The 18,801-nt window shown below is 60.2% G+C and carries 20 protein-coding genes and 1 riboswitch; of the genes, 3 read left to right on the plus strand and 17 right to left on the minus strand.

What is annotated here, in order from left to right; translation table 11 throughout:
* The first annotated feature begins 28 nt into the window (after positions 1-28).
* The gene (cspE, locus tag ATE40_RS02490; RefSeq protein ID WP_004940030.1) at positions 29-238 is read left to right on the plus strand and encodes a transcription antiterminator/RNA stability regulator CspE; all 210 of its coding nucleotides are present in this window, start codon (positions 29-31) and stop codon (positions 236-238) included.
* A 57-nt stretch (positions 239-295) separates the two neighbouring features.
* On the opposite strand, the gene ATE40_RS02495 is transcribed toward cspE, so the two are convergent.
* The 3 genes from ATE40_RS02495 to crcB all read right to left on the minus strand — a co-directional run bounded on the left by ATE40_RS02495 (position 296) and on the right by crcB (position 2,761).
* Positions 296-1,486: a multidrug effflux MFS transporter gene (locus ATE40_RS02495; protein ID WP_019454094.1), complete on the minus strand. Its 1,191-nt coding sequence runs from the start codon at positions 1,484-1,486 to the stop codon at positions 296-298.
* Positions 1,487-1,492: 6 nt separating this feature from the next.
* Positions 1,493-2,089, minus strand: coding sequence for a TetR/AcrR family transcriptional regulator (locus ATE40_RS02500; RefSeq protein WP_063918885.1), 597 nt, complete (start codon positions 2,087-2,089; stop codon positions 1,493-1,495).
* 288 nt (positions 2,090-2,377) lie between these two features.
* Positions 2,378-2,761: a fluoride efflux transporter CrcB gene (crcB, locus tag ATE40_RS02505; RefSeq protein ID WP_019454092.1), complete on the minus strand. Its 384-nt coding sequence runs from the start codon at positions 2,759-2,761 to the stop codon at positions 2,378-2,380.
* Between the two features lie 79 nt (positions 2,762-2,840).
* Positions 2,841-2,903: riboswitch (Fluoride riboswitch) on the minus strand.
* 83 nt (positions 2,904-2,986) lie between these two features.
* Here crcB and ATE40_RS02510 point away from each other — a divergent pair.
* Positions 2,987-3,412: a GNAT family N-acetyltransferase gene (locus ATE40_RS02510; RefSeq protein ID WP_063918886.1), complete on the plus strand. Its 426-nt coding sequence runs from the start codon at positions 2,987-2,989 to the stop codon at positions 3,410-3,412.
* 4 nt (positions 3,413-3,416) lie between these two features.
* On the opposite strand, the gene ATE40_RS02515 is transcribed toward ATE40_RS02510, so the two are convergent.
* Positions 3,417-4,484, minus strand: coding sequence for a diguanylate cyclase (locus tag ATE40_RS02515; protein WP_063918887.1), 1,068 nt, complete (start codon positions 4,482-4,484; stop codon positions 3,417-3,419).
* Positions 4,485-4,702: 218 nt separating this feature from the next.
* Here ATE40_RS02515 and tatA point away from each other — a divergent pair, with 218 nt between their 5' ends.
* Positions 4,703-4,921, plus strand: a complete 219-nt coding sequence (tatA, locus tag ATE40_RS02520; protein WP_019454089.1) for a Sec-independent protein translocase subunit TatA — start codon at positions 4,703-4,705, stop codon at positions 4,919-4,921.
* A gap of 94 nt (positions 4,922-5,015) precedes the next feature.
* Here tatA and lipA read toward each other — a convergent pair whose 3' ends face one another.
* From lipA to leuS, 13 genes are all read right to left on the minus strand, one after another.
* A complete protein-coding gene (gene lipA / locus ATE40_RS02525) occupies positions 5,016-5,981 on the minus strand; it encodes a lipoyl synthase (protein WP_025160046.1) in 966 nt (321 codons plus the stop codon).
* Positions 5,974-6,642: a lipoyl(octanoyl) transferase LipB gene (lipB, locus tag ATE40_RS02530; protein ID WP_025160045.1), complete on the minus strand. Its 669-nt coding sequence runs from the start codon at positions 6,640-6,642 to the stop codon at positions 5,974-5,976. The genes lipA and lipB overlap by 8 nt, the downstream gene beginning before the upstream one ends.
* A 134-nt stretch (positions 6,643-6,776) precedes the next feature.
* The gene (gene ybeD, locus ATE40_RS02535; RefSeq protein WP_004940012.1) at positions 6,777-7,043 is read right to left on the minus strand and encodes a DUF493 family protein YbeD; all 267 of its coding nucleotides are present in this window, start codon (positions 7,041-7,043) and stop codon (positions 6,777-6,779) included.
* Between the two features lie 104 nt (positions 7,044-7,147).
* The gene (gene dacA, locus ATE40_RS02540; RefSeq protein ID WP_019454086.1) at positions 7,148-8,359 is read right to left on the minus strand and encodes a D-alanyl-D-alanine carboxypeptidase DacA; all 1,212 of its coding nucleotides are present in this window, start codon (positions 8,357-8,359) and stop codon (positions 7,148-7,150) included.
* A 180-nt stretch (positions 8,360-8,539) separates the two neighbouring features.
* Complete coding sequence (rlpA, locus tag ATE40_RS02545; RefSeq protein ID WP_019454085.1) at positions 8,540-9,625, minus strand: endolytic peptidoglycan transglycosylase RlpA; 1,086 nt, start codon at positions 9,623-9,625, stop codon at positions 8,540-8,542.
* A 10-nt stretch (positions 9,626-9,635) separates the two neighbouring features.
* Complete coding sequence (gene mrdB / locus ATE40_RS02550) at positions 9,636-10,748, minus strand: peptidoglycan glycosyltransferase MrdB (protein WP_004940006.1); 1,113 nt, start codon at positions 10,746-10,748, stop codon at positions 9,636-9,638.
* Positions 10,749-10,756: 8 nt separating this feature from the next.
* Positions 10,757-12,652, minus strand: coding sequence for a peptidoglycan DD-transpeptidase MrdA (gene mrdA / locus ATE40_RS02555; RefSeq protein WP_019454084.1), 1,896 nt, complete (start codon positions 12,650-12,652; stop codon positions 10,757-10,759).
* A 38-nt stretch (positions 12,653-12,690) separates the two neighbouring features.
* Positions 12,691-13,161 (minus strand): 23S rRNA (pseudouridine(1915)-N(3))-methyltransferase RlmH, encoded by a 471-nt coding sequence (gene rlmH, locus ATE40_RS02560; RefSeq protein WP_004940002.1) that lies wholly within the window; start codon positions 13,159-13,161, stop codon positions 12,691-12,693.
* Between the two features lie 3 nt (positions 13,162-13,164).
* Complete coding sequence (gene rsfS, locus ATE40_RS02565; protein WP_016928774.1) at positions 13,165-13,482, minus strand: ribosome silencing factor; 318 nt, start codon at positions 13,480-13,482, stop codon at positions 13,165-13,167.
* A 194-nt stretch (positions 13,483-13,676) separates the two neighbouring features.
* Positions 13,677-14,339 (minus strand): nicotinate-nucleotide adenylyltransferase, encoded by a 663-nt coding sequence (nadD, locus tag ATE40_RS02570; RefSeq protein WP_063918888.1) that lies wholly within the window; start codon positions 14,337-14,339, stop codon positions 13,677-13,679.
* Positions 14,329-15,363, minus strand: coding sequence for a DNA polymerase III subunit delta (gene holA / locus ATE40_RS02575; protein ID WP_063918889.1), 1,035 nt, complete (start codon positions 15,361-15,363; stop codon positions 14,329-14,331). The genes nadD and holA overlap by 11 nt, the downstream gene beginning before the upstream one ends.
* On the minus strand, positions 15,360-15,920 hold the full coding sequence (gene lptE / locus ATE40_RS02580; RefSeq protein ID WP_063918890.1) for an LPS assembly lipoprotein LptE: 561 nt from the start codon (positions 15,918-15,920) through the stop codon (positions 15,360-15,362). The genes holA and lptE overlap by 4 nt, the downstream gene beginning before the upstream one ends.
* 14 nt (positions 15,921-15,934) lie before the next feature.
* On the minus strand, positions 15,935-18,517 hold the full coding sequence (leuS, locus tag ATE40_RS02585) for a leucine--tRNA ligase (RefSeq protein WP_025160042.1): 2,583 nt from the start codon (positions 18,515-18,517) through the stop codon (positions 15,935-15,937).
* Positions 18,518-18,801 lie beyond the last annotated feature (284 nt).

The following is an 18,801-nucleotide window of genomic DNA, read 5'->3' on the forward strand; positions in this document are numbered from 1 at the left end:
TCTTTCATTCACGTTAAAGGTAAGTTTGATGTCTAAGATTAAAGGTAGCGTTAAGTGGTTTAATGAATCCAAAGGCTTCGGTTTCATTACTCCGGAAGATGGTAGCAAGGACGTTTTCGTTCACTTCTCTGCCATCGTTAGCAACGGTTTCAAAACGCTTGCTGAAGGCCAGCGTGTAGAATTTGAAATCACGAACGGTGCCAAAGGCCCATCTGCCGCTAACGTTACTGCTATCTAAGCTGCGTAGCTGAATTTCTTAAAACCCGCTCATTGAGCGGGTTTTTTATTGGGCGCATTATGCTTCGCTGCGGCGGGCCAACAGGCTGAATAGCAGGATGGCGACGGCGTAGCAGCCGACGATGGTCAGCGCCATCGACAGGCTCGAGGTGCCGCCCAGCCCGGTGAGCGGCACGGCGCAGGCGCCGAGCGCGAACATGCACACGCCGATCAAGGCTGAGGCGCTGCCCGCTTTGTCACCCTGGCTTTGCATCGCCAGCGAAGAGGCGGTCGGGCCGACGATGCCGATCACCGCCACCGAGAAGAACAGCGGCACCAGCAGCAATACCAGCGGCGCGTGCAGCGCGGCGGCCAACAGCAGCAACAGCGACGCGACGGCTGCCAGCGTCAGCCCGCTCTTCAACACCCGGCGCTCACCCCAACGAGAACTGAGGCGGCTGGCCAGCTGCGCCGCAATGATCAGCCCGACGCCGTTAATGGCGAAGCACAGGCTGAACATCTGCGGGCTGAGGCCGTAGATCTGCTGCAAGACGAAAGGCGAGGCGCCGATATAGGCGAACATGCCGGCCATCACGAAGCCCTGCGTCAGGCACAGCCCCATGAAATAGCGCTGGGTCAACAGACTGCCCAGCGACATCAGCATCGCCAGGATGCCGCCCTGGCTGCGGCGCTCGACCGGCAGGGATTCGCGTAGCTTCAGCGCCGACAGGCTGAACAGCAGCACCGCGATGGCCGCCAGCACGCCGAAGATGCCGCGCCAGTTCATCACCTGCAGCATGACGCCGCCCAGCACCGGCGCGACGATCGGCGCCAGGCCGTTGACCAGCATCAGCAAGGCGAAGAAGCGGGTCAGCTCATGCCCGGCATACAGATCGCGGGCGATGGCGCGGGAAATCACCGCCCCACCGGCGCCGGCGATGCCCTGCAGCAGGCGGGCGATCAGCAACTGGTCGATGGTGGGCGCCAGCGCACACCACAGCGAAGCGCCCAGCAGCAGGATCAGCGACAGCAGCAGCGGGCGCATGCGGCCCAGTTTGTCGCTGTAAGGGCCGAAAATCAGCTGGCCGACGCCCAGACCGAGCAGCCCGGTGGTCAGACTGAGCTGCGCGGCGGCGGTGGAGGTATTCAGCTCGCCTGCCATCTCCGGCAGGGCGGGCAGGTAGAGATCGGTGCACAGCGGCCCCAGCGCGGCCAACAGGCCAAGCACGACGGCGTACACCAGACGTTGTCTGGCTAAGTGTTTGGTCATGAGAGATTAGGATTTCCTGAACAGATGAGAAATGGCCTGCTGATACAGATCGCGCAGCAGGGACGCATCGGCTTTTTGCGTGGTAAGGATCCGGTAACCGGTGCCTTCGCTCATGACGGCGATAAACTCCACCCGCGCGGCGATCTCTTCCGCGCTGAAATGGGGATACAGCCGCTGCAGGTTGTGGCACACGTGGCGAAACAGCCGCGCTTCAGCGTCGCTGAGCATTTTGGCCACCACCGGATTGCGCGTGGCCTCGGCGGTCACTTCCAGCATCAGCATGTGGTCGGTTTCGCTCTCGCCCGGCTGCTGGAACAGCGTGCGCGCCGCCAGCACGCCGGCGATCAGATTGATGTGATCGCCAAGGTTTTCCAGGCGCTGCATCTTGTTGGCGATGATGCGGTTGACGATCTCCTCGATAATCGCGTCTTTATTGGCGAAATAGCGATAGATTTGGCCGACGCTGAGCTGTGAGCCCTGGGCGATTTCCGCCATGCTGGCGGCGTGGAAACCGTGGCGGCGGAAGCTGATTTTCGCCGCTTCGACGATCTGATCGCGGCGCGCCTGCACCTTGGCCTGTTTAGTGTCGTTGGGGGAGAGCATCTGCCCGATCCTTTGCTACGCGTGAGCCGGGTTCACATTTTTGGGTGTGAACGTTCATTCTCAATTGTAGTGCAACCGACGGGAAGGGTGCAAGATGAACGCGTGCTGCGGGAAAAGGCGTTTAAGCGAACAGGTAAGATTTGATAAAGGCGGCGACGATCAGCACGCACAGCGCAACGGCGATCGCTTCGGCGGCGGTTTTCGGCAGGCTAAACATAGCGGTTTCTCATCCAGTCAGGGGTACTGGATGAGATTATGCGCATGCAAGATTAAGGAAACATTAAGGACTTAGCGCCCGTTGACCCACATGACCAGCATGAAAGCCAGCAGCGTCATCGCCAGCGAACCGGCCAGGTTGAGCAGCATATTGGCCAATGCCCAGCCGAAGCGGCCATCCTGCATCAGGTACACCACCTCCAGCGAAAAGGTAGAGAAGGTGGTCAAGCCGCCGCAAAACCCGGTGGTGATCAGCAATTTCCAGGTGGGATCCAGGTGCGTCATGCGGGTGAAAATCGCCATCGCCAGGCCGATGATAAAACCGCCGACCAGATTGACCATCAGCGTACCGAGCGGAATGTGGGCGTTCAACGGATTCATTTTCATGCTTACCGCCCAGCGCAGTACGCTGCCGACGCCGCCGCCGATAAATACGGCCAGTAAAGAGCTCAACATGGGGCAACTACCTTTCAATCAGAGAAATTCACGGGACTCGGAAAGGGACAGGCGTAACGCTACGCGCCTCTCTCCGAGAGGTTACGTAGACATCATCAGCCTGTGAAGGCGGTTAGGGAGGAATGTCATCTCCAGCGTGCCGCACGGCCTTTTTTGCCGTACCCGTTGGATGTTACACCTAAAGCCGCCTATTTTGTAGTATCGACACTCTGCGAGGTAAAACGGATGGAAATCAGAACGGTGCGTCTGAGCGACCGACATGCTATCGCCGAATTAATGACGGCGCTGGATTATCCCGGCACCGAGGCGTTTCTGACGCAGCGAATGCAGCAACTGTTGGCGCATCCGGATGAGGCGCTGCTGGTGGCGGTTGAGGAGGAGCAAGTGCTGGGCGTGTTGTCGCTGCATTTTCTGCCTCAGCTGGCGTTGGCCGGCGATATTGCCCGCATCAGCTATTTTTGCGTCGACGATCGGGCGCGCGGCGCGGGCGTAGGGCGGTTGCTGTTGGCGGAGGGCGAGGCGCTGGCGCACCGTCGCGGCTGCGATCGGTTGGAAGTTCATTGCCACAGCCGCCGTGAGCGGGCCCATGCGTTTTATCGGCGCGAAGGCTTTGTCGAAGCGCCAAAGTATTTTGCCAAGCTATTAAGTTAGTAAGCTAGCCACCCGTCGGCGTCGCCGTTTCCAGCCGGTTGCGGCCGTTTTGCTTCGCCCGGTAGAGCGCGCCGTCGGCGGCTTTCAGCCAGTCCAGATAACCGCCCAACTCAGGGTGGTAGTTGGCGATGCCTGCGCTGATCTGCAGCCGTAGCTGAGGCGCCTCTTTGAAGCTGACGGCGTCCAGCCGTTGCTGAATGCGCTGCAGGACGGTTGTCGCCTGTTCGGCGTTGGTGTTCGGCAGTACCGCGCCAAATTCGTCCCCGCCGTAACGCCCGACGATATCCACGTTGCGTAAGCCGATCAGCAGCTCTTCCGCCAGCGCCGCCAGGGCTTCGTCCCCCAGCGCATGGCCGAAGGTGTCGTTGATGGTTTTGAAGCGATCGATGTCCATCAGAATCAGCGTGGCGCTGTCCTGATAGCGGCGGCAGCTGTCAAACTGGCGATGCAGCAGATGCTCCCAGTGGCGGCGATTGTACAAACCGGTCAGCCCATCGCGGGTGCTGATGCGCTGCAGCTCCTGTTTCTTTTCCGCCAGCCGCTTGGCGGTGCGGTAGGTCACTAACCCAAGCAGCGTCGGATACAGATAGATCATCGGCAGGCACAGATAGATTTGCAGCGGGGTGCTTTGCGGGCGAAACGGGAAACCGAGCAGCGCGCCGGCGATCGCCGCGGCGGCCAGCTGAATCATCAATCCTTTCACAAACAGCGTTTTGCCGGCCGAGGCGATGTTGTTCATGCCCATCATCGACAGGATGACAATCGCAGGCAGCGCATTGAACGCCATCATCGCCGCCCAGACGCCGCCGAAAGCGGAGTCGATCAACAGGTTGCGAATTTCGGCTTTGAACGGATCTTTGGCGCGGCAGGCCAGGCGGTAGGCGAGATGCGGCCAGAGAAAGCCGTGAAAGGCCAGCAAGAGCCAGACTGCCGTTGGCGGAGCCAGCGGGTAGAGCGCGGCGCAGACGCAGATAAAGCCAAGTCCCAAACCGGCCACGCGGGGCAGATAGGTGCGCTTGGCGAAGCTGAGGCCGGATTTTCGGGCATCGAAAATGGGTGGGGCAATATACATCCGGCATCTCCCTGATGAGTCTCACGGCAGCGTATCATGCGGGTGATAAACTAAGAATAGTCTGGTATTCACGCCGTGAAACCGTGTGGCATGCCTGCGACGGATCTCACTCTGTTACATGTTGCGGTTGTGCGAGCCGGGGGAAAGTCGCTAAATATTCGTAGGCAAGGTCAGTTTTTCTCGCTGTTCACGCAGCGCTCTATGATAAGAAGGTGAGTATGGAAGGTATCAGCATTACCAAACTTCTGGTGATTGCGGTGTTGGTGATTTTACTGTTCGGCACCAGCAAACTGCGCACGCTCGGCGCCGATCTTGGCGCGGCGCTGAAAGGCTTTAAAAAAGCCGTGGGCGACGACAGCACACCACCGCCGGCCGCCGGCAACAACGCCGCCGAGAGCCAATCCGCTCAGCAGAGCGTCGAAAAGAAAGACGTTTAATCCCGTCTGATGGCGCGCAATAAAAAAACGGATGCCTTGCGGACATCCGTTTTTTGGCGTTTCCGCCGTTTTTAGCGTAACAAACTATTACGCGTTATTTCACTTCCATCCCTTTGGCCTGCAGATCGGCGTGGTAAGACGAACGCACGAACGGACCGCAGGCGGCGTGGGTGAAGCCCATCGCCATCGCTTCTTCTTTCATCTCGTCAAACTCGGCCGGGCTGACGTAGCGCTGCACCGGCAGGTGGTGACGACTTGGCTGCAGGTATTGACCCAGCGTCAGCATGGTCACGCCGTGGCGACGCAGATCGCGCATCACTTCGACGATTTCCGCGTTGGTTTCCCCAAGGCCGACCATCAGGCCGGACTTGGTCGGAATATTTGGGTGCGCTTCTTTAAAGCGTTCGAGCAGCTTCAGCGACCACTCGTAGTTGGCGCCCGGGCGCACCTGGCGGTATACGCGTGGCACGTTTTCCAGGTTGTGGTTGAATACGTCCGGCGGCGTGGCGGTGAGGATCTCTAGCGCGCGGTCCATACGGCCGCGGAAGTCCGGCACCAGCGTTTCGATTTTGATGTTCGGGCTCTTGGCGCGGATGGCCGAGATGCAGTCGGCAAAGTGCTGAGCGCCGCCGTCGCGCAGATCGTCGCGGTCAACCGAGGTGATCACCACGTAACGCAGCGCCATGTCGGCGATGGTTTGCGCCAGCTTTTCCGGCTCGTTGGCGTCCGGCGCGATCGGGCGGCCGTGGGCCACGTCGCAGAACGGGCAGCGGCGGGTACAGATGGCGCCGAGGATCATAAAGGTGGCGGTGCCGTGGTTGAAGCACTCGGACAGGTTAGGGCACGAGGCTTCCTCACAGACGGAGTGCAGGCCGTTCTTGCGCATCGCGGCTTTGATGCCCTGAATGCGCGTTGAGTCGGCAGGCAGTTTGATCTTCATCCACTCGGGTTTACGCAACAGCTCCTGCCGTTCGGTGACCACCGTTTTGACCGGGATCAGCGCCATTTTGTCAGCATCGCGGTATTTGACGCCGCGTTCCATCTGAATTGGTTTACTCATAATCGTGCAGGTTCCAGTTACGAAGCTCGACCGTCTGGTAGCCGAGTAAATGAACAAATTCCTGTACCAGGATTGGGTGTATGTCTTCAATGCCAACGCCGGGCGCCAGCGCGCTGACCTGCGTCATCTGCATGCCGGCGTAACCGCAAGGGTTGATGCGTTGGAAAGGGCTGAGATCCATCGCCACATTCAGGGCCAGGCCGTGGAATGAGCTGCCTTTACGGATCCGCAAACCCAACGAACAGATTTTCTGCTCCCCCACGTACACGCCCGGCGCATCCGGACGGGCGCGCGATTCGAGACGGAAGTGGGCGAGGGTGTTGATAACCGTATCTTCTATCGCCGTGACCAATTGGCGTACGCCGACCTTGCTGCGTTTCAGATCGACCATCACGTACATCACCTGCTGGCCCGGCCCGTGATAGGTCACCTGGCCGCCGCGATCGCTCTGGACAACCGGGATATCGCCGGGCATCAGTACGTGCTCGGCTTTGCCGGCCTGGCCCTGGGTGAACACCGGGTGATGCTGCACCAGCCACAGTTCGTCCGGCGTGCTCTCGGTACGACCGTCGGTGAAGTTATGCATGGCTTGGGATACAGGCGCGTAGGGCTGCAACCCCAGCTGACGCAAAATGATCTTGTCTGGTTGCAAAAGAGTCATCGTCAGGTTACAGAAGTGGTAAAGCCATTATACCGGGCGCTCCGGCCTGCGACCAGCCTTTCGCTGACCAAAAATGCGCAACCCGGGAAGACGCTGCGCCATCCCGGGTTGATAAGCAGGGGTTTATGCTGGAATTACAGCACCATGCGAACAATTTCAATGTTGCCCAACTCTTCGTACAGGGTTTCGACCTGCTCGATGTGAGTGGCGTTGATGGTGATGGAGACGGAGTGGTAGTTGCCTTTGCTGCTTGGCTTAACCTGCGGGTTGTAATCGCCCGGTGCATGGCGCTGCACCACTTCAACTACCTGGTCAACCAGCTCAGGCTGCGCCAGGCCCATCACCTTGTAGGTAAACGAGCAAGGGAATTCGAGCAGTTCGTTCAGTTTAGTTTTTTGCATGTGCGTGCGCTCCAGAGTGCTAGCTAATCTATAAATTATAACTCCCGCCGGGGCGGGAGTTAATGTTATTCAGTATATGGGGGCAATTTTGCCCGTTTCAACCGTTAACCGAACCAGTGGTGGAACATCAGTTTGATATAGTCCACGATGCGGCTGAAGAAACCACCTTCTTTCACTTCGTTCATCACCACCAGCGGACGCTGATCGATGGTTTTGCCGTCCAGTTGGAAGTTGATGGTGCCGACCACCTGATTTTTCGCCAGCGGCGCGTGAATTTCCGGCGTGTTCAGCACATAGCTGGCCTTCAGATCTTTCATGCGGCCACGCGGGATGGTCAGGTAGACGTCTTTGTCCACGCCCAGCTCAACGCGATCGGCGTCGCCGAACCAGACCGGCTCGGAGGCGAACTCTTTACCGACTTTCAGTGGCGCCACGGTTTCAAAGAAGCGGAAGCCCCAGGTCAGCAGTTTCTTGCTCTCGGTTTCACGGCCTTTGTAGGTGCGGCCACCCAGCACAGCGGAGATCAGACGCATCTGGCCTTCGGTCGCCGAAGCCACCAGGTTGTAACCCGCCGCGTCGGTGTGGCCGGTTTTGATGCCGTCGACGTTCAGGCTGGTGTCCCACAGCAGACCGTTACGGTTCATCTGGCGGATATTGTTGAAGGTGAACTCTTTCTCTTTATAAATCGCGTATTCGTCCGGCACGTCGCGGATCAGCGCCTGGCCGATCAACGCCATGTCGCGCGCCGAGCTGTATTGCCCTTGGGCATCCAGGCCGTGCACCGTCTGGAAGTGGGTATTCTGCAGGCCCAGCTTGTTGACGTAGGTGTTCATCAGGTTGACGAACGCGTCCTGGCTGCCGGCGACGTAGTCGGCCATCGCCACGCAGGCGTCGTTACCGGACTGCAGGTTGATGCCGCGGGTCAGTTTGGAGACCGGCACGCGATCGCCTGGCTTCAGGAACATCAGCGAGGAGCCTTTGAACACCGGGTTTCCGGTTGCCCAGGCGTCCTGGCCGACGGTCACCATGTCGTCCTGGCCGATTTTGCCGGCTTTCAGCGCCTGGCCGATGACGTAGCTGGTCATCATTTTGGTCAGGCTGGCCGGATCGCGACGCGCGTCGGCGTTCATCTCGGCCAGCACTTTGCCGGAGTTGTAATCAATCAGGATGTACGCTTCCGCATCGATCTGCGGGACACCTGGGATCATGGTTTTGAGGTTAACGTCATCGGCATGCGCGACGGAGGCTGCGCCCATTGCGATAACGGTGCCGAATGCGATGCTCTTGATTAAGCGAAAAGAAGTTACTTGTTTCATGATCGGGACTACAACATCCGTGAAAGTAAAGTTAAAAAACGAGCCACACTATAGCAGATGCGATCCCGGCAGGCATTACCCATTCATCTGCCTAATTGCGGTTAGTGCACTTTTAGCTGCAAGAAAATGTTTCAGCTAAATAACCGCTTATCGGCCGTGAATGCCCGCCGGGCTTAATGCTCAGGGTGCAGCAGTAACGAAAGACTGTTGTTGCGCTTCGCTGGCCAGGCGTTGTTGCAGCTGGGCCGCCTGCTGACGGCTGCTGAATGGGCCGAGCTGAACGCGATAAACGTTGCCGTTGGCCGCCACTTTGCCTGGGACGCCAAACTGCTGGCTCAGGCTTTGCTGCCAGCTTTGGGCGCGCTCGGCGCTGCTCAGCGCGCCGACTTGCACCACATAACCGCCTGAGGAAGAGGCGGCAGCCATGCCGGCAGCGGCGGTGGCGCCGGCCGCAACCGGTGCGGCCACCGAAGCGGCTTCAGGCTCGGAGCCTTCCAGCACGCCGGCCGGTACTGCGCTTGGCGCGCCGAGGAAACCACCGCGGCCGTTTGCGGCGTTGCCGCCGGCGGCTGGGGCATTGTCGTCGGTGCGCAGAGTGCTGTTATCGATCGGGCGCACCGCCGCGCCGCTGGCGACCGGCACGTCCTGCTGGATCGGGGTGCCCATGCCGCTGGAGCCGAGATCCGGGCGCGCCGGCAGGGCGTAGCTCTGTTTCGCCACGATGGTGCCGATGGTGCCAGGGCCGCTCAGCGTGCCATCCGGCGCCACGTTGATGAAATCTACCTTGACCTTGGTGTTGTTGGACAGGTTGAGGCGGTCGGCGGCGGCTTTCGACAGATCGATGATGCGGCCTTTGGTATAAGGCCCGCGATCGTTGACGCGTACCACCAGCTGACGGCCGTTGGCCAGGTTGGTGACGCGCACATAGCTAGGGATCGGCAGGGTCGGGTGCGCCGCGGTCAGGCCGTTAGGATCGAACTGCTCGCCCAGCGCCGTGGTGTTGCCGTTGGCCTCTTCGCCGTACCAGGCCGCCAGGCCGGTCTGCGAGAAGTTCTGCGGATCTTTTACGATGCGGTAAGTATCGCCATTAACCTTATAATCCTGCATGTTATTAGGGTTATAGGGTTCATATTGAGGCTCGACGCCACCGATTTCCACCACCGGGCCGTTGTACGGCTGCTGTGGCGCCTGCTGTTCCGTGGTCGGGGCGGTACAGGCGGAGAGCAACACCGCCGCGACGCCGATCCAAAGCCATTCCTTACGCATTACTCACCTCTTATAAACTTTTAGACAGCATTTTCCGATGCGTGTGGATCGACATGATGATGCCGAAACCGGCCATCAACACTATCAGCGCCGAACCCCCGTAACTGACCAGAGGCAAAGGTACGCCAACTACCGGCAAAATGCCACTGACCATACCGATGTTAACAAAGACATAAACGAACAAAATCAGCATCAAGCCGCCGACCATCACGCGGCCGAAGGTGGTTTGCGCCTTGGCGGCGATCATCAGCCCGCGAATGATCACCAGCAGGTAGAGCGCCAGCAGCACCAACACCCCGATCAACCCCAGCTCTTCGGCCAGAACGGCGAAGATAAAGTCGGTATGGCGCTCCGGCAGGAACTCCAGCTGCGACTGGGTGCCGTGCAGCCAACCCTTGCCGGACAGGCCGCCGGAGCCGATGGCGATCTTCGATTGAATAATGTGGTATCCGGCGCCGAGCGGGTCGCTCTCCGGATCGAGCAGCATCATTACGCGGTCGCGTTGATAGCCGTGCATCAGGAAGAACCACAGCACCGGGATAAAGGCCGCCAGCGCGACGGCGGCGACGGCGATCAGCTTCCAGCTCATGCCGGACAGGAACAACACGAACAGGCCTGAGGCGGCGATCAGGATAGACGTGCCCAGATCCGGCTGCGCGGCCACCAGCAGCGTCGGCAGGAAGATCAGCACCAGCGCGATGGCGGTGTTTTTCAGTGAAGGCGGGCAGACGTCGCGGTTCATAAAGCGCGCCACCATCAGCGGCACGGCGATCTTGGCGATTTCCGACGGCTGGAAGCGTACCACGCCGAGATCCAGCCAGCGCTGGGCGCCTTTACTGATCTGCCCGAAGGCGTCCACCAGGATCAGCAAAATCACGCAGAAGATATACAGATAGGGCGCCCAGCTTTCGTAGACGCGCGGCGGGATCTGCGCCATGACGGCCATCACGATCAGCCCCATGACGATCTGCCCGATCTTGCGCTCCATCATGCCGATGTCCTGGCCGCTGGCGCTCCACATCACGAAGGCGCTGTAGACCAGCAGGGCCAGGATCAGCAGCAGGAACGTCGGGTCGATGTGGATTTTGGTCCAGATCGAGCCTTTTTGTTGGCTTTCAGTCATGTTCTACCTTAGTCACCTTCTACGCCAGGCGGCAGCGGAGCCTCGCTTGGCAATTGCGTATTGTTGTCGCCCAGCATGATGTGGTCGAGGATCTGGCGGGTGATGGTGCCCACCGCCGGACCGGAGCCGCCGTTTTCCAGGATGATGGCGACCGACACCGTCGGGTTGTTGAACGGCGCGAAGGCGGTCATCAGCTTGTGATCGCGCAGGTGTTCCGCCAGTTTGTGGGCGTTGTAGGTTTCGTAACCGAAGACCTGTGCGGTGCCCGATTTCGCCGCGGCTTTATAAGGTGCGTCCGCAAAGTATTTGCGCGCCGTCCCGTTCGGACGGTTGGCCACACCGTACATGCCGTCTTTGGCGATTTCCCAGAAGCCGGAGTGAATATCGCCGATCTGCGTGTCTTCTTCCTGTTTGAACGGCACCAGCGCGCCGTTGACGCGGGTACTCTGCAGCAGGTGCGGCGTTTTGACCGTGCCATCGTTGATCAGGGTGTTCAGCGCCTTGGCCATCTGGATCGGCGTGGCGGTCCAGTAACCCTGGCCGATGCCCACCGGAATGGTGTCGCCCTGATACCACGGTTTCTTATAGCGTTTCAGCTTCCATTCGCGCGTCGGCATCAGGCCGGAGCGCTCTTCGGCCAGATCGATGCCGGTGTACTGGCCGTAACCGAATTTGGTCAGCCAGCTCGACAGCCGATCGATCCCCATGTCATAGGCGACCTGATAGAAGTAGGTATCTGCGGATTCTTCCAGCGCCTTGGTGACGTTCAGGCGGCCGTGGCCCCATTTTTTCCAGTCGCGGAAGCGTTTTTCCGAGCCGGGCAGCTGCCACCAGCCGGGATCGAACACCACGGTATTCTTGGTGATCACTCCGGCGCTCAGCGCCGACACCGCGATGTAAGGTTTCACCGTCGAGGCGGGTGGGTAGACCCCTTGCGTAGCGCGGTTGATCAGCGGGCGATTCGGATCGTTCAGCAGCCCCTGATAGTCCTTGCTGGAAATGCCGTCGACGAACAGGTTCGGATCGTAGCTCGGGTTAGACACCATCGCCAGGATGGCGCCGGTGCGCGGATCGCTCACCACCACGGCGGCGCGGCTGCCGACCAGCAGCTGTTCGATATAGCGCTGCAGGTTGAGATCGAGCGTCAGGTAAACGTCCTGACCGGCGGAAGGCGGCTGCTCGTGCAGCTGGCGGATCACCCGGCCGCGGTTGTTGACCTCGACCTCTTCATAGCCGGTTTTGCCGTGCAGCGTGTCTTCGTAGTAGCGTTCGATGCCCAGCTTGCCGATATCGTGGGTGGCGGCGTAGTTGGCCAGCTTGCCGTCTTTGTCCAGGCGCTCGACGTCACGGTCGTTGATCTTCGACACGTAGCCGGTAACGTGGGTGAGGGCGGAACCGTAAGGGTAGTAGCGGCGCTGGTAGCCTTTCACTTCCACGCCGGGAAAGCGGAATTGATTGACCGCAAAGCGGGCGACCTGTACTTCGGTCAGCGCGGTTTTCACCGGAATCGAGACGAAACGGCGCGAGCGCTTGCGCTCTTTTTCGAAATTGGTGATGTCGTCGTCGGTCAGATCGACCACCGGGCGCAGCGCCTGCAGCGTGGCTTTGAGATCGTCGACTTTCTCAGGCATCAGCTCCAGCTGATAAATGGTGCGGTTGAGCGCCAGCGGGGTGCCGTTGCGATCGTAGATAATGCCGCGGCTGGGCGCGATGGGCACCAGCTTGATGCGGTTTTCGTTGGAGCGGGTGCGGTAATCCTCGACGCGGACCACTTGCAGATTATACAGGTTGGCGATCAGGATGCCGGACAGCACCAGGATGACCAAGAACGCCACCAGGGCGCGGCGTACAAACAGGGCGGATTCAGCCGTATAGTCGCGAAAAGGGTTACGTTCTATTTTCATCCCGCTGCTTTATTTCACTCTGTCACGGTCACCACCGGCTATTCCCGGTGGTAAGGATGATTTGTAGTAATACTCCAGGCGCGGTAGAGGCTTTCGGCCACCAGAACGCGCACCAAAGGATGCGGCAGTGTCAACGGAGAAAGTGACCAGCTCTGCTCGGCAGCGGCTTTGCAGGCGGGCGCCAGCCCTTCCGGGCCACCGATCAGCAAGCTGACGTTGCGGCCATCCTGCTTCCAGCGTTCAAGCTGCTGCGCCAGCTGCGGCGTTTCCCACGGCGTGCCTGGGATATCCAGCGTAACGATGCGGTTGCCTTTGCCCACCGCCGCCAGCATCTGTTCGCCTTCCTTGTCCAGAATGCGTTTGATGTCGGCGTTTTTGCCGCGTTTGCCCGCCGGGATCTCGGTCAGCTCAAACGGCATATCTTTGGGAAAGCGGTGCAGGTAATCCATAAAGCCGGTTTGCACCCAGTCTGGCATTTTGGTGCCGACCGCCACCAATTGCAGTTTCACCGCTTAGCTCCAAAGTTTTTCCAGCTCGTACAGGCGACGGCTCTCTTCTTGCATCACGTGCACGATCACTTCGCCCAGATCGACCACGATCCAGTCGGAGGCTTCCTGGCCTTTCATGCCGTACAGTTCCATGCCTGCGGCGCGGGATTCCTGCACCACGTGGCTGGCGATCGACATTACGTGGCGCGTCGAGGTGCCGGTGCAGATGATCATGCAATCGGTGATGCTGGATTTGCCCTGTACGTCCAGAGCGATAATGTCTTGGCCTTTCAGGTCATCGATTTTATCGATGACGAAATCTTGGAGCGCTTTACCTTGCAAAGGTTCCCCCTCGGGTGTGTTCTGTTCAGTCGGCTGCGGCGGGCAAAATGCGCGCGCTGCGGCGTAACCGGATAATGGTTTCGGCAGGCTGCCGCTGAAAGCCAGCTAACTGGTGACTGCCCGGCCAGCTAAGGTTTCCGGGGTTTTCAGCGGATACCTGAAAAATAGCGGCGCAGTATATCACGCACCTTTCGCTAGCGATATAAACCCTGCAACTCGATATAGCGCTGCACCGAGCGGGGCAGCAGGTCGTCGCAGTTGAGGCCCTGATGGCGGCGCTGGCGGATCTCGGTGGCGGAAATTTCCAGCTCCGGCGTATCGGCCAGGTAGATATGGCCATGCGGGCGGCGGCTGAGCTGCGCCGGGTCGGCGGTGCGGTGGCGTTCCAGCCACTGCTGCAGCTCCGGCGTGTCCATGCGATCGTTATAGCCTGGGCGCGCCAGCACCAGCAAATGACAGACGTCCAGCAGCGCCTGCCAGCGGTGCCATTTATGCAGCGTCAGCAGCGAGTCCTGGCCAATAATAAACGCCAGCGGCTGGGCGGCGCCACGCTCTTTACGAATCGTTTCCAACGTCTCGATGGTGTAGGAGGGGGTGGTGCGGTGCAGTTCGCGATCGTCGACCGCAAACAGCGGGTTGCCGGCGATCGCCAACTCGACCATCTTCAGGCGCTGCTGCGCATTGGCCTCCGGCTGCGGGCGGTGCGGCGGCACGTGGTTAGGCAGCAGCGTGACGCGATTCAGGCCCACTTCGGCGGCCAGCGCCTCAACCGGCCGCAGATGGCCATAGTGGATCGGGTCAAAGGTGCCGCCGAACAGCGCGTGCAATACGGTGGGGTGTTCCGGATTAGTGGGCATCGGTAAAACTCGTGGCCAGGGGTTTGCCGCACAGCAGCATCGACAGGGTTTCCAGTTCCGGCCAGACCGACTGGCCATAGTCCTGCTTGAGCGTCAGCTCGATTTGCGTCAGCAGCTGTACCGCCTGCTGCAACTGGGGACCGGACAGGCGTTGCAACGCCTGGGTCACCAGCGGGCGGCGGTTCTGCCAGACCTTGTGCTGATCGAACAGCGTGCGCAGCGGCGCAGACGCCATGCGGCGCTGCAGCGTCAGCAACAGCAGCAGTTCGCGCTGCAGAGTGCGCAGCAGGATCACCGGCTCCGCGTCCTCTTGCTGCAGCTGCTGCAGAATATGCCAGGCGCGCTTGCTCTTGCCGGCCAGCAGAGCGTCCAGCCAGTGGAACGGCGTGAAGTGGGCGGCGTCGTTCACCGCCTGTTCGACGCGCGGCAGCGTGAGCTTGCCGTCCGGGTGCAGCAGCGACAGCCGCTCCAACGCCTGCGACAGCGCCAGCAGGTTACCTTCGTAGCAGTAGCACAGCAGCTGATTGGCGGCGTCGTCCAACTCCAGCTTCATCGCTTTGGCGCGTGCGGCGACCCAGCGCGGCAGCTGCGCCTGTTCCGGTGTCTGGCAACTGACGAGGGCGCCGTGCGGGCTGAGCGCCTTGAACCAGGCACTGTTTTCCTGCGCTTTGGTGAGGCGCGGGCCGCGCAGGATCAACAGAATATCGTCGTGCAGCAGCGTGGCGAGTTTGCTCAACTGCTCGCCGATCGGCGCCGTTGGGCCGTTTTCCGGGAAGATCAGCAGCAGCGTCTGGCGGCTGGCAAACAGGCTCATCGCCTGACAGATGCCGAAGATGGCGTCCCAGTCGGTATGGGCGTCGAGGGAAATGCTGTAGTGCTCGCTGAACTGCTGCTGTTGCGCAGCCTGCCGGAGTAAATCCTGGCTTTCCTGCAGCAGCAGCGGTTCATTGCCGCTCAATAAATAACAAGCGCGCAGCCCCTCTCGGAGCTGCGCGGCAAGTTGTTCCGGGTAAATGCGGATCATTGTGCGGTTTGGCTTGCCGCTCGTTCGCCGACGGCAGCGGCTTTCTGCCGGTTCTCTTCTTCCGCCGCATGCACGGTCAGCAGTTTGCGCACCAGTTGTTGCGCCGCCTGCTCACGCATTTCCTGGCGAATGATCTCCTGTTCGGAGTCCTTGGCCAGCGCGGTCAGCGGGTTGTCGAAGAACGAACGGAACACTTTCACCGACAGCGGATACAGGTCATGCCCCGGGATCAGCACCTGGGCCTGTACGGTCAGCACCAGCTGGTACTCGGCGGTTTTACCGTCCTGGAAGATCGAGGCGGTATCCTGGCTTTCCGTCGCGCCGAGGATGCGCAGGGAAGGCACGTCTTTACGCTTCGGATCGCTGACGATAGTCACGTCGTTCAGGCGCAGTTGCTCACGCACCGCACGCGTCAACGGGCCGTAAGGGTCGGCGCTGTCCAGGATCAGCGTTTTCATTTCATTAGGCACCTGCGTGGTGCCACGCAGGTGAAAACCGCAGCCGGCGGTGACCAGCACCGCCAACCCCAGCAACAGCGTTAGAATACGTTGTCGCACAACTCCTCCTTGTGTTAACCCACAACCAGGTTAAGCAGTTTGCCCGGAACGTAGATCACTTTGCGAATCGTGACGCCGTCCAGATATTTAGCCACCAGATGCTCTTCGGCAGCGCGCGCGCGCACTTGCTCTTCGGTCGCATCGGCAGATACGGTGATTTTAGCGCGAACCTTGCCGTTCACCTGCACCACCACCAGCTTGGAGTCTTCGACCATCGCCTGCTCGTCGGCAACCGGCCATGGCGCGGTGTCCACGTCGCCTTCGCCGCCCAGCGCCTGCCACAGGGTGAAGCACACGTGCGGGGTGAACGGATACAGCATGCGAACTACAGCCAGCAGCGCTTCCTGCAGCAGCGCGCGATCCTGCTCGCTCTCCTGCGGCGCGCGGGCCAGTTTGTTCATCAGCTCCATCACGGCGGCGATCGCGGTGTTGAAGGTCTGACGGCGGCCGATATCGTCGGTCACCTTGGCGATGGTTTTGTGCAGATCGCGGCGCAGCGCTTTCTGATCTTCGTTCAGCGCCGCCACGTCCAGCGGCTGTACCGCGCCTTTTTCCACGTGATCGTAGGCCAGTTTCCACACGCGTTTCAGGAAGCGGTTCGCCCCTTCCACGCCGGATTCCTGCCACTCCAGCGTCATTTCTGCCGGTGAAGCGAACATCATGAACAGACGCACGGTGTCCGCGCCGTATTTTTCCACCATCTCCTGCGGGTCGATGCCGTTGTTCTTCGACTTCGACATTTTGCTCATGCCAGCATAGACCAGTTCACGGCCTTGCGGATCGGTGGCCTTGGTGATGCGGCCCTTGTCGTCGCGCTCGACGGTGGCGTCAACCGGGGATACCCAGACGCGCTCCCCGCTGTTGCCGGTGTAGTAGAAGGCGTCGGCCAGCACCATGCCCTGACACAGCAGGCGTTTGGCCGGCTCGTCCGAATCCACCAGGCCCGCATCGCGCATCAGCTTGTGGAAGAAGCGGAAGTACATCAGGTGCATGATGGCGTGTTCGATGCCGCCGATATATTGATCGACCGGCAGCCAGTAGTTGGCGGCGGCCGGATCCAGCATGCCCTGGTCATACTGCGGGCAGGTGTAGCGCGCGTAGTACCAGGAGGACTCCATAAAGGTGTCGAAGGTGTCGGTTTCGCGCAGCGCCGGCTGGCCGTTGACGGTGGTTTTCGCCCACTCAGGGTCGGCCTTGATCGGGCTGGTGATGCCGTCCATGACCACGTCTTCCGGCAGGATCACCGGCAGCTGGTCTTCCGGCGTCGGCATTACGGTGCCGTCTTCCAGCGTCACCATCGGGATTGGCGCACCCCAGTAACGCTGACGGGAAACGCCCCAGTCGCGCAGACGGTAGTTGACCTTACGCTGGCCCACGCCCTTGGCGACCAGTTTGTCGGCGATGGCGTTGAAGCCCGCTTCATTATCCAGGCCGTCGAACTCGCCTGAATTGAACAGCGCGCCTTTGTCGGTCATCGCTTCGGCGCTCACGTCAGGCTGGCTGCCGTCGAGGTTCAGGATCACCGGCTTGATCGGCAGATCGTATTTGGTGGCGAATTCCCAGTCGCGCTGGTCGTGCGCCGGTACCGCCATCACGGCGCCGGTGCCGTATTCCATCAGCACGAAGTTGGCGACCCACACCGGCAGCTTCTCGCCGCTCAGCGGATGGACAACGAACAGGCCGGTCGGCATGCCTTTCTTCTCCATCGTCGCCATTTCGGCTTCGGCGACTTTGGTGTTGCGGCATTCGTCGATGAACTCGGTCAGCGCCGGGTTGTTGCGCGCGCCCTGTTGCGCCAGCGGGTGGCCCGCGGCGACCGCCACGTAGGTGGCGCCCATGAAGGTGTCCGGGCGGGTGGTGTAAACCGTCAGCTTCTCTTCGCTGTCCGCCACGTCGAAGGTGATTTCCACGCCTTCGGAGCGGCCAATCCAGTTGCGCTGCATGGTTTTCACCTGCTCCGGCCAGCTTTCCAGCGTGTCCAGATCGTTCAGCAGCTGATCGGCGTAGGCGGTGATTTTGATGAACCACTGCGGGATCTCTTTACGCTCGACCTTGGTGTCGCAGCGCCAGCAGCAGCCGTCGATAACCTGTTCGTTGGCCAGCACGGTCAGATCGTGCGGGCACCAGTTCACCGCCGAGGTCTTCTTGTAGACCAGGCCTTTTTCATACAGCTTGGTGAAGAACCACTGTTCCCAGCGGTAGTATTCCGGCTGGCAGGTGGCGATTTCGCGATCCCAGTCATAGCCGAAGCCCAGCAGTTTCAGCTGATTCTTCATGTATTCGATGTTGTCGTAGGTCCACGGGGCCGGCGCGGTGTTGTTTTTCACCGCTGCGCCTTCCGCCGGCAGGCCGAACGCATCCCAGCCGATCGGCTGCAGTACGTTTTTGCCCAGCATGCGCTGATAGCGCGAGATCACGTCGCCGATAGTGTAGTTACGAACGTGGCCCATGTGCAGTCGGCCGGACGGGTAAGGCAGCATGGATAGGCAGTAGTACTTTTCCTTGCTGTCGTCTTCGGTAACTTTGAAAGTCTGCTTCTCTTGCCAGTGAAGCTGTACGTTCGATTCTATGTCTTCTGGACGGTATTGCTCTTGCATGGCGGCCGGTGGTCCTGTAGGTGTAAACCGTTGCCCCGGTCAGAGGCAACGCAATGAACATTTAGTATTCGTAGATCCGCATAGCATAGCTGATAAGACCTCCCGGCAACAACTCCAAGCGCCTGACTCGGCGCATTTAAAAAAAACGCCGCCATGACGCGGCTCACAACCTGCGGATCCCGCGTCTTGCCAAGTGACATCAGTCATTTACGGCTAAAATAAGAACAAGTAGCTTAGGGGTATCCCTACAGCCAAGTCCGGCGCAGCGTTTATCGAGGAGAGTC

Source organism: Serratia surfactantfaciens (assembly GCF_001642805.2).
Lineage (GTDB): Bacteria > Pseudomonadota > Gammaproteobacteria > Enterobacterales > Enterobacteriaceae > Serratia > Serratia surfactantfaciens.